This window comes from Corynebacterium sp. KPL1814 (assembly GCF_000478175.1).
In the GTDB taxonomy this organism is placed as follows: Bacteria; Actinomycetota; Actinomycetes; order Mycobacteriales; family Mycobacteriaceae; genus Corynebacterium.
In genome coordinates, this window is sequence record NZ_KI515774.1 from 446980 (window position 1) to 472226 (window position 25247).

Here is a 25247-nt window from a genome sequence, read left to right on the forward strand (position 1 = left end):
GCGATAACGAGTGGGGGATTTTGCGCGCTCGGCCAGCGCGCGTCCATCACCAAGGCTAGTGGCTAGCGCTATTCACTGCGTGGCCGCAATTCGGGGTAATTGGCGTATACATCGCCCGGATCTTTAAAATCCATCCCTCGCAAGCTGCCTGCGACGACGGGTTTGAACAGCTTATAGATTTCCTCACGCGGCAGTTTTGACAGGGGCCCGTCAATGGCAAGCACGGTAAACCCGTGGACGGCGGACCACGACAGCAAGCTATTGTGTAGGAAATATTCTTTATCAGGCGTTTGGCCTAGGGCCTGGGCATGGCGGACCAAGAGATCGAAGTAGCGCTGAATCAGATTCAGGTGTTCGCTTTTTGGATCATCGGGAGTCGAGGGGTCCACGCCGAGCATAAAGCGCAGTGCCTTCCATTCCAGCATACAACGGAAGAAATTCGTTTCATCTAGGGCAAAATCGAGGTAGGCATACCCGATCTGCACGAGGTGGACGGGGAAGGCGAGGTCGCCAACTTCATCGGTGGTGCGGTGAAGGCGGCGCACGAGCTCATCGGTAGCTAGCTCGGCTACCTTATCGTGCAGTTCCTCCTGATCCTTAAAGTGCCGGTAGGCCGAGGTAGGGGACACTCCTGCCGCGCGGGTGATGGCGCGGATGGTAATAGCCTCTGGGCCTTTTTCCTTGCCTAATTGCACGGCGATCCGTAGCAGCTCGTCGTGGAGGTTTCCGTGGTGATAGGGCTTGTTATGAGACTGCGTTGTATCCAAAATCTGTCTTAACGGTGTGTGTATTCCAATTAGCCTGTAAGCATCGTTAAAAGCATTAGTGCAGGTTGCCTGTCCGGCTGCTCTGTGGGTGAGTCCGAGTTCACATCCGGTAGGGGTGCGGCAACGCTATGCACTATATAGGCCGGTAAGTGCACAATGTTACCTGGGGCTAGTGTGACCGTCTTCTCCCCGCAGGTGAAATTTACTTCTCCGCGTATCGCCTGCACGGTTATCGGGTGGGCGGCTTTGTGATCCGGCAAGGTTTGACCGGGGGAGAAACTGAAAAGGATGAGGTTTGCGCGCTCTCCGTTCAAGACTCGCTTGACCCCAGGGCGCTCGCGTTCAGGATCGGTGGGAGGTGCCAAAGCCACCAGATCCAGGTCGATCAAAGGTGAGTGCGGTGCCTCCTGATGTGCACTGCGTGGATCGGAAGACGGGTGGGGAGAGTCGTTCATGCTTCAAGCGTAATGCCTAAGAGCGAGGTTGTGGGGAGTGTGGCAGGAAATAAGAGCAACTGGGTGTATGCGGTAAACTCTGCGCCATGGAATTGATGATTGGGCGCGTCATTAAGTCGCATGGGATCAAGGGAGAAGTGGTGGTAGAGCCCACCACCGATGAGCCCGAGGTGCGCTTTGCGGTGGGAGAAAAACTGCAGGGAAGGCAGGGCCGCAAGGAACACGAATTGACCATCTCTGCGGTGCGCAGCCACAAGGGCAGGCTTTTGGTGACGTGCAAGGAAATTGCCGATCGCACCCAGGCGGAAAGCCTGCGTGGCACACAATTTTTCGCTGCCCCATTAGAGGATGATGGCGAGGGCTTTTATGACCACGAGCTTGAAGGCCTGCGCGTAATCCACGATGGAGAAGATATCGGCGCTGTGGCTTCCGTCGTACACGGTCCTAGCCAAGACCTCCTGGAGGTTGAGTTGTCTTCGGGCAGCACCGCCCTGGTGCCCTTTGTTCATGCCATCGTCCCCGAAGTGGACTTGGAAGCCGGCTCGTGCACCATCCAACCCCCAGAAGGGCTGTTGGATCTATGAGGCTCGATGTGGTGACCATCTTTCCGGAATACCTGCAGCCGTTGCGCCATGCCCTTTTAGGCAAGGCCATCGAGCAGGGCCGCCTCGAGGTGGGCGTGCACGATCTGCGTCAGTGGGCCACGGATGCGCATAAATCGGTCGATGACTCGCCTTTTGGCGGCGGCCCAGGCATGGTCATGAAACCCGAGGTATGGGGGCCTGCGCTTGACGATGTCGCACTCGGGACCACCGCCCCCACCCTTGATTCCTCCCTGCCGCACCTCAACCGCCCTCGCCATGATGAATTAGAGGGTGTCGAAGCTCGGGCGTATGGCGCCGATGCGGCGCACGATGATCGAGGGAGCGACAGTGAAGATGGCGATCTCCCGCTGCTTCTCGTTCCCACCCCGGCTGGGGCGCCGTTTACCCAAGCGGATGCGCGGGCATGGTCCACCGAGGAACATATTGTTTTTGCCTGTGGGCGTTACGAGGGCATCGACCAGCGCGTGGTGGAAGATGCGAAGAAGCGCTACCGCGTTCGGGAAGTATCCATCGGGGACTATGTGCTCATTGGCGGGGAGGTTGCCGTATTGGTGATTGCAGAAGCCGTAGTCCGCCTCATCCCCGGGGTATTGGGCAATAAGCGCTCGCATGAAGAGGATTCCTTTTCTGATGGCCTATTGGAGGGGCCGAGCTATACCAAACCGCGCGAGTGGCGCGGGCTTGCGGTGCCGGAGGTATTGACCTCTGGAAATCATGGGCTGGTAGACCGGTGGCGCCGAGAACAAGCATTGGAGCGAACGTGGCAGCGCCGCCCAGAGTTATTGGACCAAGTGGAATTGAGCAAGGCGGATAGGGCTTTTTTAGCGCAATTGCGCGAGCGTGAATCTGAAGGCAAGGCACAGTAGTGCAGGTGAGTGTGGATCTTTCTGTGCTGATGCCCCGGGAAGAATGGGAAGAAAGCCAGGCAGGCATGCCAGAGAAATTGCGCGATGCAGGTTTTATGCCGGTAAATATTTTTGCCACAGTGGTTGCTCCGTCGCCGCCGGCAGATAGCCCGTTGGCCCAGGAATATGAACTCAGCAATGGAACCGCAGCGGATGGGACGCCGTTGTGGCGGGTTATCGTCAATGGCGATACTGCCGCGCCCCTGCCTTCCGTCGCACCCATGGTGGCTGAGTGCCTGCCACCCACAGCGTCGTGGTTGGGGAGTACAGAAATTGGGCATACCGAATTTGCGTGGTCGGTTGAGCCGGTATGGCGCGCAGATACCAGTGAAGAAAATTAAGGAAAATTTCCTGAAATACTTGTATTAGTGCTGGGTAGTGCTACTGTAAGGGCAGCACACACTCGCAGTTTTACTTGCTCTCCAAGGATTTCTCGCATGACTTCTCCCAATGGAAATGATTTTGGCGGATATAACCAACAGCCACAATATGGCCAGTACCCTGGGTATTCTCAGCCTGATCAGAGCCGCGGCGGGAATGGCGCCATGATTGCGGCGATCATTTTGGGAGTTGTGGCACTCCTTGCTATTGCCGCTGCGACCGTCTTTTTCGTGACCGGAAATAAGGATAATTCCAGCACTACCGCGCAGGAAACCCAATTCCAGCAAAAGGCTGATTCCTCAAAGGCTGATGACAAGGACGACGAGAAGTCGTCAGATAGTGAAGCTACCGTGACCAAGACCGAGCAGGCACCCGCGCCTGCCCCGGCACAGGCACCCGAAAGTAGTGGCAATGGGCACTCGTGGGGCGACTACACGAGTTATTACGCTACGGGCCCAACGTCAGCACCTTTTGCTAAAAACGTCTACAACGCTTTCATGAATAATTGGGTGGCCGGTGGCGGAACGGATGCCACCTTGAGCGTCTATTCACCGCAGACCGGCGGTACCTATACGATGTATTGCTCCGGTAATTCCTCGCGGGTGAGCTGCTCCGGTGGCGATAGAGCCCGGGTAGTCATCCACTAAATTGGGGCGTGTTTCATTCCTCTTCTTCCTGCTTTCAGCGTGCGGGAAGAAGAGGATTTTTATGTGTCCCGCACTGGCCGTCTGGGGCGGCGGAAAACGCATGCGGTAAATTGGGTGGGTCCCATACCAAGCTTTGAAATGGAAGTGTGAGGAACCTACGTGAATATTGCGGCTACCATCGCGGCGGAGATTGGCGCTCAAGAAACCCAGGTTTCGACGGCGCTAAGGCTTCTGGCGGAGGGAAATACGGTGCCTTTCATTGCGCGCTATCGCAAGGAGGCCACGGGTGGTTTGGATGACGCGCAACTGCGCACTATCGAAGAGCGGGCCACCTACCTGCGCGAGCTGGAAGAGCGTAAAGAGACGATCCTTGCCGCCATTGAAGAGCAGGGCAAGCTTAGCGATGACCTGCGTAGCCAGATCCTCGCCTGCGATACCAAGGCGCGGCTTGAGGATTTGTATCTGCCGTATAAGAAGCGGCGCAAGACAAAGGCGGATATCGCGCGGGAAGCCGGCTTGGAGGAGCTGACCGACACATTGATTGCGCAGCCGAAAGCCCAGCCGGAGGAACTGGCGCTAGGTTATCTCACGGAAGGTTTCGCGGATACCAAGAAGGCACTGGAGGGTGCGCGCTCCATTCTCATCGATCGGTTCGCGCTCGATGCGGACTTGGTCGGTGGCGTGCGCGAGCGCATGTTTAACCAGGGTGCCATGCAAGCGCAGGTGGTGGAAGGAAAGGAAGCCGAGGGCGCGAAGTTCAAGGATTACTTCGACTTCAACGAGCCTTTTTCTTCGCTTCCTTCCCACCGCATTTTGGCGCTCCTGCGCGGGGAGAACGAGGGAGTGCTGCAGTTGCACCTCGATGCGGGTGACGATGCCGACTACGAGGACCTGATTGCGGATCGGTTCGAGCTAGATCGCAGCTCCGCGTGGCTGGATAATGCCGTGCACTGGGGATGGCGCACCAAGTTGTATGTTTCCTCCAGCCTGGATGTGCGCATGCGCCTGAAAGAGGTAGCAGAAGAAGGCGCGCTTAAGGTCTTTGCCACGAACCTGCGCGATGTGCTGCTTGCCGCACCAGCGGGCCAGCGCGCCACCATCGGCCTCGATCCGGGCTACCGCAACGGCACCAAATGCGCCGTGGTGGATAAAACAGGCAAGGTACTCGATACCACCATCGTCTATCCTCACCAGCCGCAAAACCAGTGGTCGCAGGCGGTACAGACCCTGTCCACGCTGTGCGCGCGGCACTCGGTTGACCTCATGGCCATCGGCAATGGCACTGCCTCCAGGGAAACAGAAAAGCTCGCGCACGAGATTGCTGACTTGCTCAAACAAGCTGGCGGCCAGCGGCCGACGCCCGTCGTGGTCTCCGAATCCGGTGCATCGGTCTACTCTGCTTCGCAACTGGCGGCGGAGGAATTTCCCGATATGGACGTCTCGCTGCGCGGCGCGGTCTCCATTGCCCGACGCCTGCAGGATCCGCTGGCAGAGCTGGTGAAAATCGATCCTAAGGCCATCGGTGTGGGCCAGTATCAGCACGATGTGAACCAGACGTCGCTGGCGCGCACGCTGGATGGCGTGGTGGAAAGCGCCGTCAATGGCGTCGGCGTTGATCTCAATACGGCCTCGGCGCCGCTGTTGGAGCGCGTGGCGGGTGTTAATCCCACCATTGCCGCCAATATCGTGGCCTACCGCAATGACAACGGTTCTTTTGCTACCCGCAAGGAGCTGAAGAAGGTGCCGCGCTTGGGGCCGAAGGCCTTTGAACAGTCTGCGGGCTTCCTGCGCATTAATGGGGGAGCGGACCCGCTCGATGCGTCCGCAGTTCACCCGGAGGCCTATCCCATCGTGACGCGGATAGCGGAGCAGACGGGGCTGGGCATCGGCGAGCTCATTGGCAATACCCGGGTACTGGACAAGCTGGATCCCGCCGATTTTGCCGACGAGACCTTCGGTATTCCTACCGTGAGCGATATTATCGCCGAATTGGATAAACCCGGCCGCGATCCGCGCCCTGAGTTTAAGACCGCCACCTTTAAAGAAGGCGTACATAAGGTCTCTGACCTTAACCCCGGCATGGTTTTGGAGGGAACGGTCACCAACGTGGCGGCCTTTGGTGCGTTTGTCGATGTCGGCGTGCATCAAGACGGCCTTGTCCATGTCTCTGCCATGAGCCATCAGTTTGTTTCTGATCCCCATGAAGTCGTGCGCTCTGGCCAGGTGGTCAAGGTTAAGGTGATGGAGGTTGACGTCGATCGCCAGCGCATCGGCCTGTCGCTGCGGCTGGATGATGAACCAGGCCAGCCTGCGCCGAAGCGTCGCGGCGGCGATTCGCCGCGCGGATCCGGCAAGCGCGGCGGTCAAAAGCCCTCGCGCGCAGCAGGGAAGAAGGGGGGCCGCAACTCCGATCGTGGAGGCTCCCGCGGGCGCCCGGCAGCCAAGGGGACCATGGCCGATGCCCTGAAGAAGGCCGGCTTCTAACTTCTCGGTGCAGCGGCCTACCAGCACCGCAAGGTGGGCAGTTGCTTGAGGCGACGGTGGGGAAATTTCCCCGCCAACCGCGCACGCGCCGAAAAATATGACCGCCACGTCGCAGTCGATGCGGACTCCCGCGCCTATTAATGGTAAGTTTGGCAAAACTAAGTAAATGGCGTCCTTCTTCTCCTATTTCAGCGAGGCACTCCTGAGCAGATGGGCAAGGGGAGACGCTGAACTACTGCCATAAGGAGACAACTATGAGTCGTGCGGCCGATAGCGGTCAAGGCGCTGGGGACACTGCAGAGATGCCTTCGATAAGCGGCGAGGAACACAAGGGCCGGGGAGTGCTGGGCTGGCACCGCCTTCTGGATTGGCGCCCGCGCAGCGCTTTGTCGCGGGTGCTTATCGTATTCTTCCTCGTTGCGCCCATCATCGTGGCCGGAACCATGATGTGGGCCATGTGGGATCCGTCCAAGTACATGCGCAATATTGACCTCGCAGTGGTCAATGAAGACGCGGGCGTGGATAAGCAGGGCAAGCACACCAACTATGGCGACCAAGTGGTCGAGGGCCTGCTGGATACCGATTACCTCAACTTTTCTGAGGTCAAAAAGAACGAAGGCGATGAGGGCCTGGTCAAGGGCAAATACTTGATGGTGGTGACGATTCCGAAGAACTTTTCCGAGCAGGCCGTGACCATCATCAGCGATAAGCCCGAAAAGCCGGATATTAACTTCGCTACCAATGACTACTATGGCACCAATGGCTCAGTGATTTCCTCCAGCCTCATTCCGCAGGTACAGACGAGTGTTGAAAACGCCATTTCCAAAAAGTACGCTGACCAGGTCATCGAGGGGCTTACTAAGTTGAGCGACGGCCTGAACAATGCCGCGGACGGCGCGGGACGCCTCGATGAGGGCGTCGGCAAGCTGCAAGAGGGCGGCGGGCGCGCGATTGACGGAATCAATAAGCTCGACAATGGTGCGGGAACGCTTAATAACGGCACGGCCGAGCTCCTCAACGGAACGACGCGGCTCAATGATGGCGTCGGCCAGTTGAATGATGGTGCAGGCCGGCTGAGCGATGGCGCCGCGCGCCTCGATGACGGCGCCTCTCAGCTTGCCGATGGCTCCGACAAGCTCCTTGCCGGCACCGGCCGCCTCGCCGATGGTGCGGGCCAAATCGATGCCGGTGTCAATCAGCTCACGGGCATGCTCATCCCCGTGCTGAAACAAGCCCAAGCCGTGGTGCCCGGTCTTAACCAGCTGGTAGACGTTCTGCGCGGGCTTGGCATGAACCAACAAGCAGACCAGCTTTATTCCCTCGTATCCAAGCTCGATCCCGCATCCAGTGAAAATATGGTGGGGCAACTGGAAAAACTGTCCGCAGGTACCGGCCAGCTGCACTACAACCTGTCCGATCCGCAATCGGAATATCTGGGTGGCCTTACCACGCTGAACGGCGGGGCACACCGCCTGTCCGATGGCATTAAGGAATTGCGCGGTGGAGTCGGAACGCTAAGCAGCGGTACCGCACAGCTGCAGGACGGTGCGACCCGCCTGCAGGATGGCGCATCTCGCCTCCACGATGGCACGGGCTCGCTTAAGGAGGGCACTGGCCGGCTGGCAGAAGGCGGAGCTGAGTTGACGGGCGGCATGGATCGCCTCAAGGAAGGTTCCGGCGAACTATCCACAAAACTTGCCGATGGCGCCGCCAAAGCCCCCACCGTTTCCCGTCCAGAGGATTCGGCGCAAAATATGGCGGTGCCCATCAATTTCACCGCATCTAATGTCCACCCCGTGCAAACGGTGGTCAACCCAGCGGATCCGACCGAGAAGAATATTACCGGCGGTGCCTCCATGCTCTTCGTGCTTGTATTCGGCTTCCTCGTGATGCTGCTGCTGGCGATGACGCTGCCGTACTACATGGCGCGTAGGGGAGCACGGGTAACTAGCCCTGCCCGCAGCGTATTCGGCGCTTTTGCCGCGCTAACCGGGCTGAACTTCCTCGTGCTGGCGTTTATGGCCTTGATGTCTTCTACCCTGGGATGGCAGCCGGCAAGCTGGTCCATGATCGCCCTCGTACTCGCTGCGATATCCGCCGTAGGTGCTGCGACCTACCAGTTCTTCCTAGTTACTTTTGGGCGCAAGATTGGTTCGGTCTTTGCCGCCGGCGCCTTCGCCCTGGGCGTGATGGTCTTTGGCGGGGTATGGCCAGTCGTGGCGATTCCGCGCGCGCTGAGCCTGCTGCACCCCTTCCACCCGATGTCTTATGCCAAGGATGCGTTTACCCGCGCCACCGATGGCATTCATGATGGAACGTTCTGGAGTGGGATTATCATCCTCTTTAGCATCACGGTGATTGCCGTGGGGGCCTCGTACCTTGTTTTCCGCGCGCGGCACCTGGGCACGGCGAAGATCCTCGATGAGCACCATTCCCGTTTCCGCTCGCCCATGCCCGCCTAGGGTGCCCCCCGGCCCGTTCGCCCCAGGTAGGGTAGTAAATCTGCGAAGCGGAGGAATTTGGAATTGGCCGGTTCCTATGGAAAAATAGTCCATTGTTCTATGTAACGGGCACGAACCGGTCAGGCTATGCGCCGCTAGGGTCCTCTGTCCCAAACTGAAAAGGAATATTGGTATGACCAACATTATCGACAAGGTCGATGCAGCACAGCTGCGCGACGACATCCCGTCCTTCCGCCCCGGCGATACCCTCGACGTCAACGTCAAGGTTATTGAGGGTAACAACGAGCGTGCACAGCTCTTCAAGGGCATCTGCATCCGCCGCCAGGGCTCCGGTATTCGCGAGACCTTCACCGTGCGTAAGGTTTCCTTCGGTATCGGTGTAGAGCGTACTTTCCCGGTTCACTCCCCGAACCTCGAGTCCATTAAGGTCTCCCGCCGCGGCCGCGTCCGTCGTGCGAAGCTGTACTACCTGCGCGATCTGCGCGGCAAGAAGGCTCGCATCAAGGAGCGTCGCTAGTTCTAGCGCCGCCCTGGGCGCCGCCTATCTCCCTTCCTTTCCTGCATGCACAGTGCCGGAAAGGGAGGGAGATTTTTATTGTGCACCCCTCGAATCATTTCGATTTCCTGTGAATCGCCCCGCAGGCACGGGAGCCAATCCGGATCGCGGGCACGCAGTTGCTAGGATCTGACGGGTGAACAACGAAAGCATCTCGCAGGGCAAAGAAGCGGCCACGGAGAAGGCATCCACGGAGAAAAAACAAATGCCGTGGTGGCTGGAGACTCTCGTGGTCGTCCTTTCCGTGCTGGTGGTCGTGGGGCTATTCCAAAACTTCATTGGCCGCCAATACGTGATTCCCTCAGGATCCATGGAGCCGACGCTGCACGGTTGTGAGGGATGCACCAATGACCGCATCTTTACAGAAAAAGTCTCCTACTACGGCGATAAGGGCCCAGAGCCAGGAGACGTCGTGGTCTTTAAAGGCACGGACGACTGGAACTCGAGTTACGTGTCACCGCGCTCATCCAATTCCGTCATTCATGGCATCCAGGATGTGTTGAGCTTTATTTCCCTGGCGCCGCCAGATGAAAATACCCTGGTCAAGCGCGTTATCGCTACCGGTGGACAGACAGTGTCGTGCCAAGAGGGTGATCCCGCGGTCATGGTGGATGGCAAGCCCATCAATCAAGACTACGTACAGGACCCGCCGACTTACCCGGTGGATGAGTCGACCGGATCGGAAGCCTGCGGCGGCCCGTACTTCGGCCCGGTAAAGGTGCCCGAAGACAATATCTGGGTCATGGGGGATAACCGCACCGCGTCTGCCGATTCGCGCTACCACATGAGCGATAATTTCCACGGCACGATTCCCGTAGATAATGTGCGCGGAAAGGTGCAGTTCGTATTCTGGCCGTTCAACCGCATTGGTGGGGTCGATGACCCAGACATCCAAAGCTAAGCCGCAACAACAGCGCCTGCGCACCCGCGATTTCCTCGCGCCGGTCATAGGCGGCTTCGTGCTCTTGGTCCTATTGCAGGCCTTCGTCGGCCGGATGTATGTCATTCCCTCCGCATCGATGGAACCCACACTGCATGGCTGTACTGGCTGCGATAATGACCGCATCGCGGTGCAGAAGATGAGCTATTACTTCCACGACCCAGACCCGGGCGATGTCGTGGTATTTGAAGGACCAGAATCCTGGAATACCGAATTTGAAGTCCAGCGCTCCGAAAACGTGCTGGTGCGCGGTGCCCAAAATGCCCTTGCATCCGTGGGGCTTTTGCCCAATGGGGAAAATATCTTGGTCAAGCGCGTTATCGCCACCGAGGGCCAGACGGTCAAGTGCGAAGAGGGCGATTCCGCGGTGATGGTGGACGGTGAACCAATAGATCAGAGCTTCACGTTGGATCCTCCCGAGATTCCGGTGGATCCCGGCTCTGGCTCGCAGGCTTGTGGCGGCGAGTACTTTGGCCCCGTGACCGTCCCGGAAGGCAATATGTGGGTCATGGGGGATAACCGCACCAATTCTCTTGATTCCCGCGCGCACATCGGCGACCACCTGCAAGGCACCGTGCCGGTAGACAATGTGCGCGGCAAGGTAGAAGCCGTGGTCCTGCCCGTATCGCGCTTTGGTGGTATCGACGATCCGGATATCCAGGATGCGGCAGCTTAAGCAGCAGCGCACCTTTGAGGTAGCGCTGGCCCGGGCGGGGCTCGGCCCCGTCGCTGGGGTGGATGAAGCCGGCCGCGGTGCGTGCTGCGGCCCCATCACCATCGCCGCCTGCATCCTGCCCGAGCGCATCGTGGGTGAATTGGATACCTTAACCGATTCCAAAAAGCTCACGCCCCGCCAACGTGAGAAGCTCTTTCCCATCATTAAAGACAAGGCTGTGGACTGGTCTGTGGTGCATATTGAGGCAGGGGACATCGACAAGCGCGGCATCCAGCACGCGAATACCTCAGGCATGCGCAGGGCGGTAGCGCGCCTGGACAAGCGCCCGGGCTATGTGCTTTCCGATGCCCTCTTTATCCCCGGCCTTACTCAACCTCACCTGCCCATCATCGGCGGGGATGCGGCGGCGCGCTGTATCGCGGCGGCAAGCGTGTTGGCCAAGGTAAGCCGGGATCACCTCATGCGGGATCTGGATGAGCGCTTTCCGGGCTATGGATTGGTTGGGCATAAGGGCTATGGCACTAAGGCGCACGAGGCCGCGATTGCCGCTTTGGGGGCGAGCCCGGAACACCGCATGAGCTACAGCAATGTGCAGCGCGCCCATGCCCAATTCACTGCGCGTGCCTAGCGAAATTTGTGGTTTCTGCGCGCTAAGCTAGGGCGAGCTATCCCATCTTTTGGAGGTCCAAGTGAGTGCAGAGGAACTCGAAAACTACGAGGCAGAGGTAGAGCTGTCCCTTTACCGCGAATATCGCGATGTTGTCAGCCAGTTTTCTTATGTCGTAGAAACCGAGCGCCGTTTCTACCTGGCCAATGCCGTAGAACTGATTCCCCATACCGCCGGGCCCGATGTGTACTACGAGGTGCGCATGTCCGATGCCTGGGTATGGGATATGTATCGTTCCGCGCGCTTTGTGCGCTACGTCCGCGTCATTACCTACAAGGACGTCAATATCGAGGAACTGGATAAGCCGGATTTCATCATGCCGGACTAGGGCACTGGGCGCCTGTCAACTCGGCGCCCACTTCATCCCGCCGCAGCTGTGGATAACTCTTCGTCATGCCGAAGTTATTCACATCCGCGGCGGTTTTCTGGTTTTCGGGCTTGTAGCCGGCCCGCATCCTGCGGTGTTCTGTGCGTGCAGCACAAACAGCACGAAAGAAAAGGAGGCCGCACATGCAATTTGCATCCGATAAACACCTCGCTACGAAGCGCCCCCGGCACAGGCAAGAACTAGGCAAGCGGGGAGAATCATTCGCCGCGCGCTACCTCCGCGAGCGTGGATCCGATATTATCGCCGCCAACGTTTCCTACCGAGTGGGAGAAATCGACCTTATCGCCCGCGAGCCCGATGGCACGATCGTCTTCGTGGAGGTGAAAACCCGCTCTACCGCGAGCTTTGGCACAGCCGAGGCCGTGACTCCACACAAGCTTTCCCGCATGCGCAGGGCCGCCGTCCAGTGGCTAGACGGCAAGCCACTGGCCACCGTGCGCTTCGATGTCATTGCTCTCGTCGTCAAAGGCGAGGGTTTTGAACTAGAGCACTTTACGGGGGTCGACGATGGCCCTCGGTAAATGCTTAGCAGTCTCCCTGCACGGCGTGCTCGCCCGCGTCATCAATGTCGAAGCCAACGTAGGGCACGGCCTGCCCGGAATCCATGTGGTGGGGCATGCGGATACCGCGATATCTGAATCCCGCGACCGCATCAAGACCGCCGCCGCGAACTCCCGCCTGCCATGGCCGAAAACCAAGGTGATTGTCTCTATGTCGCCGGCCTCGCTCCCAAAATCAGGCTCCCACTTTGATCTGCCCATGGCCCTTGCGATTCTTGCCGCCCACGTAGAACAGCACGGCGCTGACTACGCGCGCTCCGTGCAATCACCCAGTCAGGTTCTCGAAGAAACCCTGGTGCTTGGGGAACTAGGCCTGGACGGCACGGTTAGGGCAGTACCCGGCATCATCCCAGCGCTTCTTGCCGCCCGCGAGGAGGGCATTTCTACGCTGGTCATTCCGCCAGGCAATGCGGCCGAGGCCACCCTCGTTCCCGATATGAATGTGCTGGTTGCAGCCACGCTCTTTGATGCCTTTGCCTGGGCGCTAGGAGAGCGTGACCTGCCTCGCGCGGCCGAGTGTCGCTCTGATCAACCCGCACCGACGCCCGCACAGGAACGCCTCGACTATTGCGATATAGCCGGACAACACCATGCCAAGTGGGCTGCGGAAGTCGCCGCCGCCGGTGGGCACCACCTGTTGATGATTGGCCCACCAGGTTCGGGAAAATCCATGATCGCCTCGCGCCTGCCCAGCATTCTTCCGGCGCTAAGCCTGGACCAAATGGTAGAAACCACCGCGGTCCACTCGCTCACGGGGACCCCCGGTGAAGTGGTCTCCCACGCGCCCTTCATCGCCCCGCACTCCTCGGTTACCCGCGCAGCGCTCCTTGGTGGTGGAAGCGGTCATCCTCGCCCAGGGGCGGTAAGCCTGGCCCATAATGGGGTGCTCTTCCTCGATGAAGTCAGCGAGGTAAGCGCCCCGGTCCTCGACGGAATGCGCGCGCCTTTGGAAGAAGGCCATGTCCGCCTGGCACGCGCGCAGCAGGAGATTGACTACCCGGCGCGATTCCAACTGATTATGGCCGCCAACCCCTGTCGGTGCGCCGCCGAAGATCCCTCTAAATGCACCTGCAATCCGCATGACCGGCTTAATTATCTATCGAATCTGTCGGGGCCGTTGCGCGACCGCTTGGACATGGTGGTCACCCTCTCCGGACAGTCAGCCACCATCAATGCGGAGGGCGAAGAGTCATCTGCCGCCATTGCCGAGCGGGTCGCTGCGGCTCGCGACCGTGCCCGGGCGCGGTGGGCAGCCGACGGCATTCCGGCACGCGTTAACGGTGCCGTGCCCTCGTCCTATTTGCGCCGGCACCGCCCGGCTTCCGAGTCCGCGATGATCATGTTGTCTGCCTACCTTGCCGAGGGCGAGATTTCACAGCGCGGCATCGACCGCGTCCTGCGCGTGTCGTGGACCTTGGCAGATTTGCACGGCAGCTCCACACCCGATCTCGCGGAAGTGGGCCAAGCCCTCGACCTTCGTTCGAGCCAAACGGTAGGGAGGATTTCGGCATGAGCGATCTTGATTTATCGACGCCGCTTGCCACATGGGTATATCTCAATCGCGTGGTAGAGGGCCCGTCTGCCTCCTTGCAGGCCTTGCTGGAACATCGTTCGGCAGAAGAGATTGCCCACGGGATTTATCACCGAGCCGATTGGATCGGGCCTCTTTTAGCACGCACCGCCTCGCGGTTTGATTGGGTGCGGCAAAAAGAAGATCTCGCTGCGGCAGAGCGCGTTGGGGCGCGCTTGATTACGGCCGATAGCCCGGAGTGGCCAGCAGAGGCGTTTTCTTCTGCCTTTGGCTTTTACCAGAATGGCGCGGACGCGCCGGCCACGTTCGATGAGCAAGCGGTGCCTCCGCATAGCTTGTGGGTACGCGGCTCAGCGCTGAAACCCGAGGTAGGGCAGGCCGTTGGAATCGTGGGCACGCGCGCCATTTCGCGCTACGGGTGGCAAGCAACCCAAAGCGTGGTCTCGGGCCTAGTGAATCATGAATGGACTATCGTCTCCGGCGGCGCCTTGGGCGTAGATACCGTGGCGCATGAGACCGCCTTGCACAACGCGGGTCGCACTATTGCTGTCGCCGCATGCGGGATCGATAAGAATTATCCGGCCCGCAACGGCGGACTCTTTGACCAGATAGCCGATAATGGCTGCATCGTTTCCGAATTCGCCCCCGAGACAGCACCCAAGCGGCATCGCTTCCTCATTCGCAACCGCCTTGTTGCGGCGCTGAGCCAAGGAATCGTGGTCATGGAAGCGGCATATCGCTCGGGCGCGCTTAATACCCTCAACTGGGCAGAAGCCTTGGGGCGCGTTGCCATGGCGGTGCCGGGACCAATTACGACGAGCGGTTCGCTCGGGTGCCACCAGCGCATCCAGGACGGGCGGGCCCAGTTGGTCGCCAGCGCCGACGAAGTTCGCGCCCTGGTCAGCCGCGCCGGGACGGTCGATCCGGAGGCGCAATACGAGATGAATTTTGCGGCGTCCTTAACGCAGCGATTATCGCGGAATGAGCTGCGGGTCTTTGACGCGACCCCGCCGCCGGGCAGCCCTGCGGCCACCGCTGAAGAAATTGCACGGGACGCGGGATTCCGCCTGCCCCTTACTATCCACTTATTGCTTGCCCTAGAGAAAATGTGCGTAATCGTGAGGGAAGGAAATAACTGGGTTCGCTTAGAGATGGGCTGAAAAGCAAGTAAACTCGTGGGGTATGAGTGATAAACGGAAGACCGCAGTAACCCATGGCCCGGTCAGGCAAATGGACGAGGCAATCGAGGACTTTGCGGACTTCCAACTCCATGTCAAAGGCCGTGCGGAGGCCACGGTGCGTGGCTACCGCGCGGACTTAAAAAACCTGGCCCAAGACATCGATACATTTGCGGATTTTAACCTCAATAACCTGCGCCAGTGGCTAGGAAACGCGGTCGCAGAAGGAAAGGCGCGCGCAACGCTGGCGCGCAGGACTGCCTCAGTTAAAGCCTTTTCTACCTGGGCGGAAAGGGAAGGCTACCTCACCCGCGATGTTGCGGCACGATTGGTAACACCGAAGGTGGGCCAGCATCTCCCGACGGTGATGGCACCGCAGCAGGCGGGAGAGCTTGTGGGCAATGCGGTTTCTGTCGATGAAGCGCATTTTCAGCGCGATAGCGCCATTTTGGAGTTGCTCTATGCCACCGGAATGCGCGTGGCGGAATTGGTCCGCCTCGATATAGAAGACGTGGACTTAAAGCGGTCCACCGCACGTGTAACCGGTAAGGGAAATAAGCAAAGGGTCGTGCCCTTCGGCGCTGCCGCAACCGATGCCCTGCAGCAGTGGTTAGACGGCGGGCGCAAAGAAATGGCGCGAGGAGATACCCGCGCCATCTTTGTAGGCAGCAGGGGAGCGCGCATTGACCAGCGCCAGGTGCGGCGCATCGTGGACAAAGCTGCCACGATTACCGGCACAAGCGGCCTAACACCTCACGGGGTGCGCCACCTTGCGGCTACACACCTCTTAGAAGGCGGCGCGGATTTGCGCGTGGTCCAAGAGTTACTGGGTCACTCGTCTTTGAGTACCACACAGATTTATACGCATGTTTCCGCAAAGCGGCTAAAGCAGGTCTATTCCCAGGCCCACCCGCGGGCCTGAGTGATTCTTATAAAGGCTTGAGCCGGATGACCGGCATATCCAGCAGGCTTAAGGGGTCGATGTAGCTGTCTTTGGCAATCCGCGCGCCCCAATGCAGCCCTGGTGTGCCGTCTACTGGGTGGCCGAGTTTGCCTATGGTTTGGCCCTCGTGCACCGCTTGGCCTTGGGTAACGCTCGCGTGCACGGGTTGATACGTGGTGCGAATGCCATCGGCATGGTCAATCGACACCACCGGAGTTCCTGCAACGGTGCCGACAAAAGCCACGGTGCCGGATTCGGCGGCGACGACTGGGCTGCCAATTCTTAGGGCCATATCGACGCCTCGGTGGCCCGTGCTCCACTTATGCTCGGGCTTATCAAACCCGCGCAGCACTCGCACCGGGCGCGGTTTACCCGAGGCGGGATCGACGTATGCGGCAGCGGGCGCCGCGCACAGTAGAACCAGCGCACCAGTGAGGATGGTGGCGAGGGTGGGGATAAGGGGGCATCGGCAAGCGGCGGTGTTTCGTGGTCGTGGCAATAGGTGCATGGGGCACAGTGTGGAGCGCTGCGGTCAATAATGCCCGGCGAAGGGTGGACCGGCTGTGGATAAACTAGCAGCGGTGGGGCGGAAGAAACTCGAGTGACAATCGAGGTGAAACGCCCAGAGAAACTTGTGGAAAAGTGCTCGTTCGGTTTGGAAATTCCAGCTGGCTGGGATTATTGTCTTCTATAGCAGTGTGTCCGCTGGGTGGTAATCATCACGGAGGCATTGACTACGCGCGACGAAGTTGTTGCATCCTGCGTCAAGGGTGTGGCGGTCCGGTAGCTGACGTGGTCCTTGGAAACAAGGTGTTAGCAGGGCCTTCGTTGCTAGGGTGCGGAATAAAACACCGCACATTTGGAAAACCGAAAGACAATTAAAAGAAAGCGAGCGAATCATGGCAGTTGTAACCATGCGCGAGCTCCTCGACGCTGGTGTGCACTTTGGCCACCAGACCCGTCGCTGGAACCCGAAGATGCGTCGTTTCATCTTCACCGACCGTAACGGCATCTACATCATCGACCTGCAGCAGACGCTGACCTACATCGATGAGGCATACGAATTCGTTAAGGAAACCGTCGCTCACGGTGGCACCATCCTTTTCGTTGGCACCAAGAAGCAGGCGCAGGAAGCAGTTGCTGAAGAGGCAACCCGCGTCGGCATGCCTTATGTCAACCACCGTTGGTTGGGCGGCATGCTCACCAACTTCCAGACCGTGTCCAAGCGTCTGAAGCGCATGAAGGAGCTTCAGGCTATGGATGAGCGCGAGGACGGCTACAAGGGCCGTACCAAGAAGGAAGTTCTGATGCTCAACCGCGAGCGCGCCAAGCTTGAGCGCGTTCTGGGCGGCATCTCCGAGATGGCCAAGACCCCATCCGCACTGTGGATTGTTGACACCAACAAGGAGCACATCGCGGTTAAGGAAGCTCACAAGCTGAACATCCCGGTTGTTGCCATCTTGGACACCAACTGCGACCCGGATGACGTTGACTTCCCGATTCCGGGCAACGATGACGCAATCCGTTCCACCAAGCTGCTGTCCGGCATCGTGGCTTCTGCCGTCGAAGAGGGCAAGAAGGCTCGCGAGGAGCGCCAGCTTGCAGCCGCTAAGGAAGCTGCCGGCGATTCCGCAGAGAAGGAACAGCGCGATGCTGAGGCTGCTGCAGCCGCATCCGATCCTGCTTCTGCAGAAAAGGCTGAGGAAGCACCCGCAGACAAGCCTGCACAGTAGGCCTGCCTCTTGTGAGGATTCTTTCTTAACTGCACTTAATTGAATACCCCACGCACATCTTGGTGTGGGGCAGCTAGGGAATAATTCCTGTACAAGGCTGTTTACCTAACCCCTACCACCGTGTGCTACGGCGGTGGGGGTTACTTTTATCTATGCTGGAGGCGGCTAAAACTAGCCTCCGTACAATCGCATTGATGAAGGAAACTGGGGTAGATACCCCCACCCAAAGACGGCGCGAGACCGCTTCTTCGGCTACGCTGTCTCAACGAACACTGACTGATTTTCAAGGAGGATCGCCCTAACTATGGCGAACTACACTGCTGCAGACGTGAAGGCACTGCGCGAAGCAACTGGCTCCGGCATGCTCGATTGCAAGAAGGCCCTAGAAGAAAACGGCGGCGACTACGACAAGGCCGTTGAATTCCTGCGCATCAAGGGCGCGAAGAACGTGTCCAAGCGCGCTGACCGCGAGGCTACCGAGGGCCTCGTTGCCGTATCCGGCAACACCATGGTTGAGATCAACTGCGAGACCGACTTCGTGGCAAAGAACGAGGGCTTCCAGTCCTTCGCCAAGAAGATTGTCGAAGCTGCAGCCGCAGCCAAGGCTAACTCCCCGGAAGAACTCAACAACGTAGAGATCGACGGCCAGAAGGTCTCCGAGTTCGTTGACCAGGAGTCCGCAAAGACCGGTGAGAAGCTGCAGGCACGCCGTGCAGTCACCGTCGATGGCGACAACGTTGCTGTCTACCTGCACCAGCGCTCCGCTGACCTGCCTCCTGCAGTCGGTGTCTTGGTTTCCTACGAAGGCAACAAGGAAGGCGCACACGCTGCCGCTCTGCAGATTGCAGCTATGAACGCTGAGTACCTGAAGCGCGAAGACGTTCCTGCAGAGATCGTCGAGAAGGAGCGCTCCATCGCTGAGGCCACCACTCGCGAGGAGGGCAAGCCTGAGGCTGCGCTTCCAAAGATCGTGGAAGGCCGCCTGAACGGCTTCTACAAGTCCGTTGTTCTGCTGGAGCAGGCTTCCTTGTCCGATAACAAAAAGACCGTTAAGCAGGTCGCAGAAGAGGCCGGCACCACCATCACCGGCTTCGTCCGCTACGAGGTTGGCGCTTAAGCCTCAACCGCTTTTTAGCCTTTAAAGCCCACGGGAGGTACACCCTCTCGGTGGGCTTTTCTGCTGTCTAGGGGCGATGGGGAAGGGGTGGCTACTGGCCTGCGGTGCGGTGTGGGGAAGCGGGGGCAGTGTAGGTAAGATAGAAAAGAAATAAATCAGCCCCCGCAAAAGGAGACGATGAAGGCGTGACTTCTGCAGACGAGAAGCGAACCGGATACAAACGAGTAATGCTGAAACTCGGCGGCGAAATGTTTGGCGGCGGCAAGGTTGGCATCGACCCGGACGTTGTCGATAACGTTGCTCGCCAAATCGCTGAAGTGGCCGAGCAGGGCATCGAAATCGCCGTGGTGATCGGCGGCGGCAACTTCTTCCGCGGTGCAGAGCTTTCACAGCGCGGCATGGACCGCGCCCGCTCTGACTACATGGGAATGCTGGGCACGGTCATGAACTCGTTGGCCCTGCAGGACTTCCTGAAGCAAAAGGGCGTTGATTGCCGCGTGCAAACGTCTATCAACATGGCGCAAATCGCCGAGCCGTACCTGCCACTGCGCGCTGACCGCCACCTGGAGAAGGGCCGCGTCGTTATCTTCGGTGCCGGCATGGGCATGCCGTACTTCTCCACGGATACTACGGCCGCGCAGCGCGCACTAGAAATTGGCGCCGATGTCCTCTTCTTGGCCAAGGGCGTTGATGGCGTGTACTCCGACGACCCACGCACGAACCCCGATGCGGAGCTCTACACCCAAATCACTCCGCGCGAGGTCATTGAAAAGGGCCTCAAGGTCGCCGATGCAACCGCCTTCAGCCTGTGCATGGACAATGACATGCCGATCTTGGTCTTCAACCTCTTGGAAGAGGGGAATATCGCCCGCGCGGCCAGCGGTCAGGTTATCGGCACGCTGGTGCAGTCCTAATTCTAAAACGGCACAGAACCTGCTACCTTTTATACAGCTACCCCTCAACGTTGAAGGATGATTCAGCCTCATGATCGATGACATTCAGCTCGAAGCAGAAGAGCACATGACCGCTTCCGTCGAGCACACCCGCGAGCAGCTGGTGACCATTCGTACCGGACGCGCGAACCCGGCGATGTTCAACGGGCTCATCGCGGAGTACTACGGTGCGCCGACCCCGATTACTCAGATGGCTACTATCTCTGTTCCAGAACCGCGCATGTTGCTCATCAAGCCATACGAGCAGTCCATGATCCAAGAGATTGAAAACTCCATCCGCAACTCGGACCTGGGCGTTAACCCCACCAACGATGGCCACGTACTGCGTGTGACCGTTCCGCAGTTGACCGAGGAGCGCCGTAAGGAAATGGTCAAGCTGGCCAAGAGCAAGGGCGAAGACGGCAAGATTGCCATCCGTAATATCCGCCGCAAGGCCATGGAGCAGCTGAAGAAGCTCCAAAAGGATGGCGAAGAGGGCGAGGATGAGGTCCTTGCCGCAGAAAAGGAAATGGAAAAGATTACCGCTGGTTACGTCGATCAGGTTGACAAGCTAGTGGAAAACAAGGAATCCGAATTGATGGAGGTCTAGGCCTTTTCCGCTGCCGCCGCGCCCACATCGGCCGGCGGCGCTTTTCTATACGTAGTATTTTTGTATAGGAAATAGATAAGCCCCGCGACGCGCATACAACGCCAAGTGAAAGGAGCCGGTCACGGTGAGTGACGCCTTGAACCGCCGATTGCCGCAGCCGAAAAATGGTCCCGGCCGTGACTTGCCGGCGGCTATTGGAGTAGGCGTGGGACTTGGCGCCCTCGTCGTCCTCGCCGTCTGGGCTGGCCCCTTGGCCTGGTATGCGGTGGTAGCCGTCGCGGTCGGCGGGGCAATGTGGGAAGTCCTTACCCGCTTGCGGGAGAACTCGTACTATATCCCGCGCACCCTGTTAATCATTTTGGGCCAAGCCATGGTGTGGATTTCTTGGCCGCTCGGCGCGCCCGGCCTCGTGGCCGTCTACGTCACCGCCGTGCTCATTTTGATGTTCGGCAGACTTTTTCATAACGGGCGGCATCGCCCACCCATCAATTACCTGCGGGACATGTCCGTCGGTATCTTCGTGCTGACGTGGATTCCACTGTTTGCGACCTTTGCAGCGATGCTGTCGCTGATTTCTTCCCCGGTGGCCAGCGGCGCCGCTTCCATCATGGTCTTTATGTTGTGCGTGGTCGCCTCCGATACGGGCGGCTATGTCGTCGGCGTCATGTTTGGTTCCCACCCCATGGCACCGGCCGTGAGCCCGAAGAAATCCTGGGAGGGATTTTGCGGCTCCATCGCCTTCGGCATCATCGTTGGGGCGCTTTCCGTCCACTTCCTCTTGCACCACTCGGCGTGGGTAGGTGCCTTGATGGGCCTTGGCCTTGTTATTTGCGCCTCGCTGGGTGACTTGGTGGAATCGCAATTTAAACGAGAGCTGGGCATTAAAGACATGTCCCACATTCTCCCTGGACACGGCGGCCTTATGGACCGCCTTGATGGCATGCTTCCCTCTGCCATGGTTACTTGGGTGGCCATGAGTTTTATGGCAAACATTGCGGTCTAATCCGAGCTGGGGCCACCGCGTGTCAGAGGGTGCTGAATATAAAACCGCCGCTTCCCGCTGCGTCACCGAAATAACATTTCGGGGGGCAGGGAGGAGAGCGGCGGTAGGGCTATTTAGCCTTGGGCCTGCTTGCGCAATTGGCGGCGCAATTCGAGCATGCGCCACACACCCACAAGCGCCATGATGAGAGCGCCGCCAATGGTAAACATCAGGTAGGCAATGCCTGCTGGGAACTGACCCGACCAGCCGAGGAAGTTCATAGGAACTTCTTGCTGGTTTTGCAGAATGAAGATGATCAACACGATCAGCAAGAGGAAGCCTACGATGAGAGCTGCCCAGGTGCTAGCGGCGAACGAGCCTTGGGCTTTTTGTGGTGCGGCAGCGGGTTCGGTGGTGCCGGCGCCGGTGGAGACTTCCTTGCTTCCAGATTCGGCCAGAGCAGCTTGATCTTCTGCCGCGGTGGCCTCATCATCGGAGGTGGAAAAGTCATCTTCGGGGTATTTCGGATTGGTCATATATCCATTATTTCTGTAAACCCTTCCAAAATTCCACTTGGCTATAAATTGAGGCGTTCCCAATTGGAAAAGTACCGGTAAACCGTGGAAAGATGGGCATCATTATGGCTCAACCAGTAAAACTTAACTTCTCCGCGCCGCGGCGCGGTCTGCCACCCAAGCACTTTGCGGATCTCTCTGAAAGCGAGCGCATCGATAAGCTCGCAGACATCGGCCTACCTAAATTCCGTGCTAAGCAAATTGCCAAGCACTACTACGAGCATCTTACTGACGACGTCGAAGAGATGACGGATATCCCCGCCGGCAAGCGCGAGGAGGTGAAGGAGGCATTCTTCCCTGAGCTCATGAAGCCTATTCGTACGACTTCTACTGATGATGGGGAGACCACTAAGTCCCTGTGGCGCTTGCACGACGGCACCCTATTGGAGTCCGTCCTGATGCGGTACCCCGGCCGTGCTACCTTGTGCATTTCTTCCCAGGCTGGCTGCGGAATGGCCTGCCCGTTCTGTGCTACCGGCCAGGGCGGACTAGACCGCAACCTTTCTACAGGCGAAATCGTCGAACAGTTCCGCCACGCAGCCGCAGCAATGGCGGCCGAAGGCGGACGCTTGTCCAATGTGGTCTTCATGGGCATGGGAGAGCCGCTGGCAAACTACAAGCGCGTGGTCCAGGCGGTGCGCCAGATTACCGGCCAGGATGGAACGGGCTTTGGGCTTTCGCAGCGCAATGTGACCGTATCCACCGTGGGTTTGGCACCTGCCATCCGCAAGCTCGCGGACGAAGACCTTGCCTGCACGCTTGCGGTGTCGCTGCACACGCCGGATGATGAGCTGCGCGATAGCTTGGTTCCGGTAAATAACCGCTGGTCCGTTGATGAGGTCCTCGATGCCGCACGGTACTACGCCGATAAATCCGCCCGCCGCGTGTCAATCGAATACGCCCTTATTCGGGATAAGAATGACCAGGATTTCCGCGCCGATATGCTAGGCCGCAAGTTGCACCAGAAGCTCGGCTCCAAGGTGCACGTTAACGTGATCCCTCTTAACCCGACCCCTGGCTCGGAGTGGGACGCAGCTCCTAAGACGCGGCTTGACGAATTCGTGCGCCGCGTCCAAGCACAAGGAGTGCCGTGCACTGTGCGCGATACTAAGGGCGATGAAATCGCGGCAGCCTGTGGCCAACTTGCCGCCGATGAACGAGAAGACATGTCGGCCTAAGAGCCCGCTGTCACAGCCACCTAGGCATTTTTGGATAAGTGCTTAGGTGGTTTTCTCGTTGTATTCTGCGTTTACACGTGCGGTGCAGTCAAACGCAGTACGGCTACGTACCCGGTAAAACCACAAAACCGCCGAGCTCCTCGCATTAAGGCGGCCCGGCGGTTTTCCGTAGCTAGGATTACAGCGCGTGCTTGCCGGAGCTTACCTCGGCAGCGTCGGACGCGGAGTCAACACGCAGGTGGGCTACGCGGGAAGGCTCGATATTCAACGCGCGCAGCTGGGAGTCGGTCAACTCGGTGTAGGCACCGGATACGGTCTTCTGGTCATAAGTCCAGTCCCGTTCTTGGTGGTCGGCCGGCTTATTATTAGAGGTGATGGTGCGCACCTGGTTGAGCTTCGGCTCGAAGGTGAAGATGAGCAGGCCCACAACCAAAAGGACGGTCAGGGCGACGAGCCAGACGGTCTCCACGTGGCCCTTGTGGTTACCAAAGTTGAAACCAATCATGAAAATCACGGAGATCCAACCCGCGATTTGCACACCAGAGCGGCTGATGCGGGACCAACCGAAGCCTGCGGATGGAACATCTTCGGTAGAAACACCGTCATAAACCTGCGGTACCGGCTTGTGGGAAGACACTTGCTCTCCTTCGCTATCGCGTGTGTCCTTTTATCGAGGGCACACCAATGCCATTTGACTGCCTACTATTTTAAAACATCGTGGCTGCAAAGGCGATTAAACACCCCCGCCTTCTTGCCCGGATCCACCCCATAGCCGGGCGGCGTAAATGACCGCTAGGGTAGAGGGGTGACTACTCAGCGAATACTTATTCTCGGCTCCACCGGCTCTATTGGCACGCAAGCATTAGAAGTGATTGCAGATAACCCCGATAAGTTTGAGGTCGTGGGCATTGCTGCGGGCGGTTCTAACCCGCAGCAGATCATTGAGCAGGCCCGCGCCTTCAACCTTTCGTTTGACCACATTGCGGTGGCACAGACTGCGGCGGCTGCGGAGGTTTCTGCTGATTTAGGCGGCACAGTACTTTCCGGCGCCGGTGCAGCCGAAGAGCTGGTGCGCTCGGTTCCCGCCGATACCGTGCTCAATGCCTTAGTGGGCTCCCTCGGGCTCAAGGCCACGCTGGCTACGCTGGAAATCGGCGAGTACCTTGCGCTAGCGAATAAGGAGTCCTTGGTTGCCGGCGGCACGCTGGTCACGAAATCCGCGCGGCCAGGCCAGATCATCCCCGTGGATTCGGAGCACTCTGCGATGGCGCAATGCCTGCGCGCGGGCGAAGAGGGCGAGCTAGCCAAGCTCGTTCTCACGGCCTCGGGCGGCCCCTTCCGCGGTCAGACGCGTGAGCAGATGTGGGACGTTACCCCGCAGCAAGCCGCGCAGCACCCTACATGGTCCATGGGACAGATGAATACGCTGAATTCAGCCACCTTGATCAATAAGGGGCTCGAGCTCATTGAGGCCAAGCTGCTTTTTGATATCGAGCCAGAGCGCATCGATGTCACGGTTCACCCGCAGTCGGTCATTCACTCGATGGCCACTTTTAAAGATGGCTGCACTATCGCCCAGGCCTCTCCGCCATCGATGAAGCTGCCCATCTCCCTGGCGCTGAATTGGCCCCAGCGTGTGCCGGGGGCGCAGCCGGCGCTCGATTTTTCACAAGCGCATACGTGGCATTTTGAGCCGCTTGATGATGTCTCTTTTCCCGCCGTATCCCTCGCCCGCGAGGCTGCGGCGCAGGGAACTGGAGTGATTTATAACGCTGCCAATGAAGAGGCCGCGGCGGCCTTTTTGGCTGGGCGTATCCACTTCCCAGAGATTGTTGATGTTGTAGGCGAGATCCTCGGGGAGTCTTCCCAGTTTGCTGGTGTAGTCTCTACCCTCGATGAAATCCTCGCCGTAGAGGGTGAGGCTCGCAGGCGCGCGAATGCGCGCATTGACCGTTTAGCTGACTAGAAAGCTTTC

The 25247-nt window shown here is 58.8% G+C and carries 27 protein-coding genes; 22 read left to right on the plus strand and 5 right to left on the minus strand.

The features are described from left to right. Positions 1 to 68 precede the first annotated feature (68 nt). Positions 69 to 767 (minus strand): TetR/AcrR family transcriptional regulator, encoded by a 699-nt coding sequence (locus tag HMPREF1257_RS02060; protein ID WP_034659129.1) that lies wholly within the window; start codon positions 765 to 767, stop codon positions 69 to 71. 29 nt (positions 768 to 796) lie between these two features. After that, positions 797 to 1222, minus strand: coding sequence for a cupin domain-containing protein (locus tag HMPREF1257_RS12455; protein ID WP_051138367.1), 426 nt, complete (start codon positions 1220 to 1222; stop codon positions 797 to 799). A gap of 86 nt (positions 1223 to 1308) precedes the next feature. Here HMPREF1257_RS12455 and rimM point away from each other — a divergent pair, with 86 nt between their 5' ends. The 15 genes from rimM to HMPREF1257_RS02140 all read left to right on the plus strand — a co-directional run bounded on the left by rimM (position 1309) and on the right by HMPREF1257_RS02140 (position 16124). After that, positions 1309 to 1806, plus strand: coding sequence for a ribosome maturation factor RimM (gene rimM, locus HMPREF1257_RS02070; RefSeq protein WP_023022920.1), 498 nt, complete (start codon positions 1309 to 1311; stop codon positions 1804 to 1806). Beyond that, the gene (gene trmD, locus HMPREF1257_RS02075) at positions 1803 to 2693 is read left to right on the plus strand and encodes a tRNA (guanosine(37)-N1)-methyltransferase TrmD (protein ID WP_023022918.1); all 891 of its coding nucleotides are present in this window, start codon (positions 1803 to 1805) and stop codon (positions 2691 to 2693) included. Before rimM ends, trmD begins: the two co-directional genes overlap by 4 nt. 5 nt (positions 2694 to 2698) lie before the next feature. Next, positions 2699 to 3073 (plus strand): hypothetical protein, encoded by a 375-nt coding sequence (locus tag HMPREF1257_RS02080; RefSeq protein ID WP_232208506.1) that lies wholly within the window; start codon positions 2699 to 2701, stop codon positions 3071 to 3073. A 96-nt stretch (positions 3074 to 3169) separates the two neighbouring features. Further along, on the plus strand, positions 3170 to 3760 hold the full coding sequence (locus tag HMPREF1257_RS02085) for a hypothetical protein (RefSeq protein ID WP_023022915.1): 591 nt from the start codon (positions 3170 to 3172) through the stop codon (positions 3758 to 3760). A gap of 159 nt (positions 3761 to 3919) precedes the next feature. After that, a complete protein-coding gene (locus tag HMPREF1257_RS02090) occupies positions 3920 to 6244 on the plus strand; it encodes a Tex family protein (protein ID WP_023022913.1) in 2325 nt (774 codons plus the stop codon). 254 nt (positions 6245 to 6498) lie between these two features. Next, complete coding sequence (locus HMPREF1257_RS02095; protein ID WP_023022912.1) at positions 6499 to 8706, plus strand: YhgE/Pip domain-containing protein; 2208 nt, start codon at positions 6499 to 6501, stop codon at positions 8704 to 8706. 172 nt (positions 8707 to 8878) lie between these two features. Further along, a complete protein-coding gene (gene rplS, locus HMPREF1257_RS02100) occupies positions 8879 to 9223 on the plus strand; it encodes a 50S ribosomal protein L19 (RefSeq protein WP_005278655.1) in 345 nt (114 codons plus the stop codon). A gap of 244 nt (positions 9224 to 9467) precedes the next feature. Then, entirely contained in the window at positions 9468 to 10163 is a 696-nt protein-coding gene (gene lepB / locus HMPREF1257_RS02105) for a signal peptidase I (protein WP_369707576.1), read from the plus strand. Continuing rightward, complete coding sequence (gene lepB / locus HMPREF1257_RS02110) at positions 10141 to 10878, plus strand: signal peptidase I (RefSeq protein ID WP_023022907.1); 738 nt, start codon at positions 10141 to 10143, stop codon at positions 10876 to 10878. Before lepB (HMPREF1257_RS02105) ends, lepB (HMPREF1257_RS02110) begins: the two co-directional genes overlap by 23 nt. Then, positions 10856 to 11506: a ribonuclease HII gene (locus HMPREF1257_RS02115; RefSeq protein ID WP_198010488.1), complete on the plus strand. Its 651-nt coding sequence runs from the start codon at positions 10856 to 10858 to the stop codon at positions 11504 to 11506. Before lepB (HMPREF1257_RS02110) ends, HMPREF1257_RS02115 begins: the two co-directional genes overlap by 23 nt. A gap of 61 nt (positions 11507 to 11567) precedes the next feature. Then, positions 11568 to 11873 (plus strand): DUF2469 domain-containing protein, encoded by a 306-nt coding sequence (locus HMPREF1257_RS02120; protein ID WP_005278666.1) that lies wholly within the window; start codon positions 11568 to 11570, stop codon positions 11871 to 11873. A gap of 182 nt (positions 11874 to 12055) precedes the next feature. Then, entirely contained in the window at positions 12056 to 12454 is a 399-nt protein-coding gene (locus HMPREF1257_RS02125; protein ID WP_023022903.1) for a YraN family protein, read from the plus strand. Beyond that, the gene (locus tag HMPREF1257_RS02130) at positions 12441 to 14006 is read left to right on the plus strand and encodes a YifB family Mg chelatase-like AAA ATPase (RefSeq protein ID WP_023022901.1); all 1566 of its coding nucleotides are present in this window, start codon (positions 12441 to 12443) and stop codon (positions 14004 to 14006) included. The genes HMPREF1257_RS02125 and HMPREF1257_RS02130 overlap by 14 nt, the downstream gene beginning before the upstream one ends. Further along, a complete protein-coding gene (gene dprA, locus HMPREF1257_RS02135) occupies positions 14003 to 15184 on the plus strand; it encodes a DNA-processing protein DprA (RefSeq protein WP_023022899.1) in 1182 nt (393 codons plus the stop codon). Before HMPREF1257_RS02130 ends, dprA begins: the two co-directional genes overlap by 4 nt. 22 nt (positions 15185 to 15206) lie before the next feature. Further along, positions 15207 to 16124, plus strand: coding sequence for a tyrosine recombinase XerC (locus HMPREF1257_RS02140; protein ID WP_023022897.1), 918 nt, complete (start codon positions 15207 to 15209; stop codon positions 16122 to 16124). Between the two features lie 7 nt (positions 16125 to 16131). Here HMPREF1257_RS02140 and HMPREF1257_RS02145 read toward each other — a convergent pair whose 3' ends face one another. Next, positions 16132 to 16653 carry a M23 family metallopeptidase gene (locus tag HMPREF1257_RS02145; RefSeq protein ID WP_023022894.1) on the minus strand — a complete coding sequence of 174 codons (522 nt, stop codon included), beginning with the start codon at positions 16651 to 16653 and terminating at the stop codon, positions 16132 to 16134. Positions 16654 to 17044: 391 nt separating this feature from the next. On the opposite strand from HMPREF1257_RS02145, the gene rpsB reads away from it, so the two are divergent. The 5 genes from rpsB to HMPREF1257_RS02170 all read left to right on the plus strand — a co-directional run bounded on the left by rpsB (position 17045) and on the right by HMPREF1257_RS02170 (position 21540). Further along, entirely contained in the window at positions 17045 to 17878 is an 834-nt protein-coding gene (gene rpsB, locus HMPREF1257_RS02150) for a 30S ribosomal protein S2 (RefSeq protein ID WP_005278684.1), read from the plus strand. A gap of 304 nt (positions 17879 to 18182) precedes the next feature. After that, positions 18183 to 18995, plus strand: coding sequence for a translation elongation factor Ts (gene tsf / locus HMPREF1257_RS02155; protein ID WP_023022892.1), 813 nt, complete (start codon positions 18183 to 18185; stop codon positions 18993 to 18995). Between the two features lie 227 nt (positions 18996 to 19222). Next, the gene (pyrH, locus tag HMPREF1257_RS02160) at positions 19223 to 19909 is read left to right on the plus strand and encodes a UMP kinase (RefSeq protein WP_051138368.1); all 687 of its coding nucleotides are present in this window, start codon (positions 19223 to 19225) and stop codon (positions 19907 to 19909) included. Positions 19910 to 19979: 70 nt separating this feature from the next. Next, positions 19980 to 20537 (plus strand): ribosome recycling factor, encoded by a 558-nt coding sequence (frr, locus tag HMPREF1257_RS02165; RefSeq protein WP_023022888.1) that lies wholly within the window; start codon positions 19980 to 19982, stop codon positions 20535 to 20537. 124 nt (positions 20538 to 20661) lie between these two features. Then, on the plus strand, positions 20662 to 21540 hold the full coding sequence (locus HMPREF1257_RS02170) for a phosphatidate cytidylyltransferase (protein WP_023022886.1): 879 nt from the start codon (positions 20662 to 20664) through the stop codon (positions 21538 to 21540). A gap of 113 nt (positions 21541 to 21653) precedes the next feature. Here HMPREF1257_RS02170 and HMPREF1257_RS02175 read toward each other — a convergent pair whose 3' ends face one another. Beyond that, positions 21654 to 22055 carry a lipopolysaccharide assembly LapA domain-containing protein gene (locus HMPREF1257_RS02175; protein WP_023022884.1) on the minus strand — a complete coding sequence of 134 codons (402 nt, stop codon included), beginning with the start codon at positions 22053 to 22055 and terminating at the stop codon, positions 21654 to 21656. Between the two features lie 104 nt (positions 22056 to 22159). Between HMPREF1257_RS02175 and rlmN the strand changes: the two genes are divergently transcribed. After that, positions 22160 to 23272 carry a 23S rRNA (adenine(2503)-C(2))-methyltransferase RlmN gene (rlmN, locus tag HMPREF1257_RS02180; RefSeq protein WP_023022882.1) on the plus strand — a complete coding sequence of 371 codons (1113 nt, stop codon included), beginning with the start codon at positions 22160 to 22162 and terminating at the stop codon, positions 23270 to 23272. 178 nt (positions 23273 to 23450) lie between these two features. Here rlmN and HMPREF1257_RS02185 read toward each other — a convergent pair whose 3' ends face one another. Next, positions 23451 to 23909, minus strand: coding sequence for a DUF2631 domain-containing protein (locus HMPREF1257_RS02185; RefSeq protein ID WP_023027917.1), 459 nt, complete (start codon positions 23907 to 23909; stop codon positions 23451 to 23453). Between the two features lie 168 nt (positions 23910 to 24077). Here HMPREF1257_RS02185 and dxr point away from each other — a divergent pair, with 168 nt between their 5' ends. After that, positions 24078 to 25238 (plus strand): 1-deoxy-D-xylulose-5-phosphate reductoisomerase, encoded by a 1161-nt coding sequence (dxr, locus tag HMPREF1257_RS02190; protein ID WP_023022879.1) that lies wholly within the window; start codon positions 24078 to 24080, stop codon positions 25236 to 25238. Positions 25239 to 25247 lie beyond the last annotated feature (9 nt).

Bases quoted from the DNA above. Each gene is read 5' to 3' on its own strand.
- HMPREF1257_RS02125 (WP_023022903.1), top strand. From the start codon at position 12,056: ATGCAATTTGCATCCGATAAACACCTCGCTACGAAGCGCCCCCGGCAC.
- HMPREF1257_RS02145 (WP_023022894.1), bottom strand. From the start codon at position 16,653: ATGCACCTATTGCCACGACCACGAAACACCGCCGCTTGCCGATGCCCC.
- rplS (WP_005278655.1), top strand. From the start codon at position 8,879: ATGACCAACATTATCGACAAGGTCGATGCAGCACAGCTGCGCGACGAC.
- HMPREF1257_RS12455 (WP_051138367.1), bottom strand. From the start codon at position 1,222: ATGAACGACTCTCCCCACCCGTCTTCCGATCCACGCAGTGCACATCAG.
- trmD (WP_023022918.1), top strand. From the start codon at position 1,803: ATGAGGCTCGATGTGGTGACCATCTTTCCGGAATACCTGCAGCCGTTG.
- dprA (WP_023022899.1), top strand. From the start codon at position 14,003: ATGAGCGATCTTGATTTATCGACGCCGCTTGCCACATGGGTATATCTC.
- frr (WP_023022888.1), top strand. From the start codon at position 19,980: ATGATCGATGACATTCAGCTCGAAGCAGAAGAGCACATGACCGCTTCC.
- HMPREF1257_RS02085 (WP_023022915.1), top strand. From the start codon at position 3,170: ATGACTTCTCCCAATGGAAATGATTTTGGCGGATATAACCAACAGCCA.
- HMPREF1257_RS02095 (WP_023022912.1), top strand. From the start codon at position 6,499: ATGAGTCGTGCGGCCGATAGCGGTCAAGGCGCTGGGGACACTGCAGAG.
- HMPREF1257_RS02140 (WP_023022897.1), top strand. From the start codon at position 15,207: ATGAGTGATAAACGGAAGACCGCAGTAACCCATGGCCCGGTCAGGCAA.
- pyrH (WP_051138368.1), top strand. From the start codon at position 19,223: ATGCTGAAACTCGGCGGCGAAATGTTTGGCGGCGGCAAGGTTGGCATC.
- lepB (WP_369707576.1), top strand. From the start codon at position 9,468: ATGCCGTGGTGGCTGGAGACTCTCGTGGTCGTCCTTTCCGTGCTGGTG.
- rpsB (WP_005278684.1), top strand. From the start codon at position 17,045: ATGGCAGTTGTAACCATGCGCGAGCTCCTCGACGCTGGTGTGCACTTT.
- rlmN (WP_023022882.1), top strand. From the start codon at position 22,160: ATGGCTCAACCAGTAAAACTTAACTTCTCCGCGCCGCGGCGCGGTCTG.
- rimM (WP_023022920.1), top strand. From the start codon at position 1,309: ATGGAATTGATGATTGGGCGCGTCATTAAGTCGCATGGGATCAAGGGA.
- tsf (WP_023022892.1), top strand. From the start codon at position 18,183: ATGGCGAACTACACTGCTGCAGACGTGAAGGCACTGCGCGAAGCAACT.
- HMPREF1257_RS02175 (WP_023022884.1), bottom strand. From the start codon at position 22,055: ATGACCAATCCGAAATACCCCGAAGATGACTTTTCCACCTCCGATGAT.
- HMPREF1257_RS02130 (WP_023022901.1), top strand. From the start codon at position 12,441: ATGGCCCTCGGTAAATGCTTAGCAGTCTCCCTGCACGGCGTGCTCGCC.
- lepB (WP_023022907.1), top strand. From the start codon at position 10,141: ATGACCCAGACATCCAAAGCTAAGCCGCAACAACAGCGCCTGCGCACC.